Below are 1,299 nucleotides of genomic sequence, written 5' to 3'. Positions count from 1 at the left end.
CCCGCCGCAAGGCGCCCCCCCGACCCTCGCCCCCGCCCCCGGCCCCGCCCCCGGCCCGGGCCCGGGGCCGCGGGGATCGGCCCGGTCGTCCCGGGGCCGCGCGGGCGCCTCCGCCACCGGGATCCGCGGCAGCGCGTACGGGTGCCGGTCGCGCAGGTAGCCGATGAGGTGCTCGCGCAGCCGGCAGCGCAGCTCGAAGGCGTCGCTGCCGTCGGCCGCCGTGGCCAGCACCCGGACGACGATGGTGGTCGGCGTGGTGTCGACCACCTGGAGGGCGCTGCCCCGGCCGTCCCAGAGCTCGCTCTTCGCCAGGTAGTCCTCGAACTCCTCGCGCAGCAGCCCGATCGGGGCGTGGTGGTCGAGGTGGAGCAGCGCGGTGCCGGTGATCCGGCTGGAGCGGCGGGACCAGTTCTCGAACGGCCGCCCGACGAAGTACGACATCGGCATCATCAGCCGCCGCTGGTCCCAGGTCTCGATCACCACGGTGGTCAGGGTGATCTCCTCCACCGTCCCCCACTCGCCGGCCACCACCACGACGTCCCCGATCCGGGCCAGGTCACCGAAGGCCAGCTGCACCCCGGCGAACACGTTGGCCAGCGTGCTCTGGGCGGCCACGCCCGCCACCACGCCGACCAGCCCGGCGGAGGCCAGCAGGCTGGTGCCGACGCCGCGCACCGCCGGGAAGGTCATCAGCACGGCGCCCAGCGTCACCACGGCGACCACCGCCTGGCCGATCCGGCCGAGCAGGCTGGCCTGGGTCCGGGCGCGGCCCGCCCAGGCCGGGTCGCGGCGGTGGAGGGCGAGCCGGGCGGCGCCGTCCACCAGGATCGCCACCAGGCGGCCGCACAGCCAGCCGCCGGAGGTGATCGACAGGATCACCGCCAGGTGCCGTAGCCCCTCGCGGGCGGCGGGCGGGGCGGCGACCCACGGCAGCGCGGCGGCGAGCAGCAGAGAGGCCGTCAGGGCCAGCACCGGGTGACGGCACCTGCGCAGCACCTCCGGGACGCCGCCGACGCCCCACGGGACGGACAGCCGGCCGGTGACCGCCCGGACGGTCCGGTCGAGGCCGTAGGTGAGCAGGGCGGCCGCGAGGCCGACCACCGCGAGGCGGAGCAGGCTCCACCACATCCGCTGCGCTCCTTTCCGCTCCCGGCCGGGGAGTCGAGGCCGAGGCCGAGGTCGAGGCCGGTGGTGACGTCGGAGTCGCCGACGGACCCCGGCGCGGGCGCGGGGGGGGGGCCCCCCGGGGGGGCCGGGGCCCGGGGGGGGGGGGGCGACGGGCGGGGGGCCGCGGGGCCC

At 78.4% G+C, this 1,299-nt stretch carries 1 protein-coding gene; it reads right to left on the bottom strand.

Translation table 11 applies throughout. From position 1 onward, the window contains the following. On the bottom strand, positions 1-1,128 hold a 1,128-nt coding region (locus ABTZ03_RS44175; protein WP_350518939.1), incomplete at its 3' end, for a mechanosensitive ion channel family protein. Positions 1,129-1,299 lie beyond the last annotated feature (171 nt).

The organism is Kitasatospora sp. NPDC096077, from assembly GCF_040303245.1.
Lineage (GTDB): Bacteria > Actinomycetota > Actinomycetes > Streptomycetales > Streptomycetaceae > Kitasatospora.
This window is presented reverse-complemented; position numbering and strand designations above follow the sequence as displayed.